Source organism: Coxiella-like endosymbiont of Rhipicephalus sanguineus (assembly GCF_018687865.1).
This window is the reverse complement of sequence record NZ_NIQB01000099.1, coordinates 1-1,894: the sequence shown is the minus strand read 5'-3', so window position 1 is coordinate 1,894 and position 1,894 is coordinate 1. Positions and strand designations below refer to the sequence as shown.

Genomic DNA, 1,894 nt, shown 5'->3' with positions numbered 1-1,894 from the left:
ATCATAAAAAAATTTCATATTGTTTGTTACAATTGATTTTAATTTTCCCTTATCAGAAAAAATACTTTAATTTTAAAATAAAATTTAAACAATTTTTATTTAAAATAGTGGAACACCAAAACAACCTGCTAGTTCTAAAATAATTTTTATCCTTTTAAAAAAAGTGAATTTGTTTACATAATTGATCATCACTTACCTTTACGATATCTGTTAGGATTTAATTAAAATAGGTAAAATTAATTGGACAATAAATTGAATTTGTACGCCATCTGAAATAGTTTTAGACGTTGCTATACTAAAAAAATTCTCGTTTGAAAAAAAATATTGTACATCATTACCTGCCTCAGATTCTACATCAATTATAATACAATTAGGTGATAAATAAGCTTCAGTAATAGCAGATACTGAAATAAGCCCATCCTCACCTAAAGGTACAAACAAATAATCCAATTCTCCTATTTCCTCAAAGAATTCTTTTTCTACAGAACCTTGATAAGCAACAATATCTTTATGATTATAGGATGGAATCGATACTAAGATGTGTTATTTCATTAAATCTTCTGCAATTTTTTATTAGCTGAAATTAGTTTTGTCATAAAGAACAATCTCAACCTCATAATGAAGAGTTTTATATAATTTTACAGATGGTATCTCATTTTAACTTACAATCGTCACCAAAACTTTTAAAAGATTTTCAGATAATGCTACAATTCTGAATGATTACCTAATAAAAATGTAAAAATACCCTTTTCTTTTTTTCACTTTTTAATTGAGCAATTGCATTATATGCGCCACCAAACTTAAACGCGACTCTTCTTTGAAAATTTTTACATTTAAAAAATAATTTAAAATTTATTTTCTCATTTATTTAAATGAGATATGAATATTGGCGTGCGATGAGAAATTTTCTCTAATCCTTAAAACTACGTAGTGGATATCATTTTAAATCACTGCCAAGTTTGTTGCTTGCATTATTTATTTTCTATAGTCGAGCAAGAAGTCAATAAAGTTATTCTATTTTAGAATACTATAATTCTTTATCAATCGATTATTAAAGTCAGAAGGATCTTTGAAACTTCTCAAAAGAAATTAAATAGAAAGACTTATATTATTTCAATGTTTCAAAGTCTTTATATAAAATAGAATAGTCATCATTGACAAAAGTAAAAATAGTCAATATTTCGACTAGAGTTTAGAGAACGTGGATGATTTCATTCTCTTTTAAAAATCATTGCATCTCATAGTGGCTTTTTAAATTAGGCTCGTATAATTTTTTAATAATATCCTATTGCATTATAACACATTAGCTCTAATAATATTGATTGGAATGAGGAGATATTTCATTTCATTTAAGAATACATCCTATTTATACTTCTCACGAGGAAGTGCGACAATACTTCTAAAAAAGATAATTTTTTCTTCAGGAGTAATAAACAATTTAATATCGGAAGCACAGTCGATCAAACCTAAATAGTACAAATAATTTTCTGAAAATTCTAATTTTTTTCCTTTAATGGATTAGCATCTAATAATAATATGGAAGCATTAATTTTTCCACTCAGGGTAACTAACGGCAGGAATAAACCCATTGAAAAAATGTAATATATTTTTTCTATTCTGATAAAATTAATCGACATGATGAAGCGTTCCTTCAATACTTTTTTAATAAAGTTCTAATAGTAGGCTTTAATATAAGAAAAAAATCAAAAAATTAATGGTTTCATATTTAGAAACAGTAATATTAGCAGACTTAAGACTATCTTTCATTAAAACTTTATCATAATAAGGTAAAGCGATCATAACTTTGACAAAGAATTTCATAAACATCAAGTATTTTTCTTGATAAGGGAAAATTAAAATCATTGTAACAAACAATATGAAATTTTTTTATGAT

1 protein-coding gene is annotated in these 1,894 nt (G+C 25.2%); it reads right to left on the bottom strand.

Translation table 11 applies throughout. The features are described 5' to 3' along the window. Positions 1 to 210 precede the first annotated feature (210 nt). Positions 211 to 450, bottom strand: coding sequence for a PALP domain-containing protein (locus tag B1F79_RS05995; protein WP_251366382.1), 240 nt, complete (start codon positions 448 to 450; stop codon positions 211 to 213). Positions 451 to 1,894 lie beyond the last annotated feature (1,444 nt).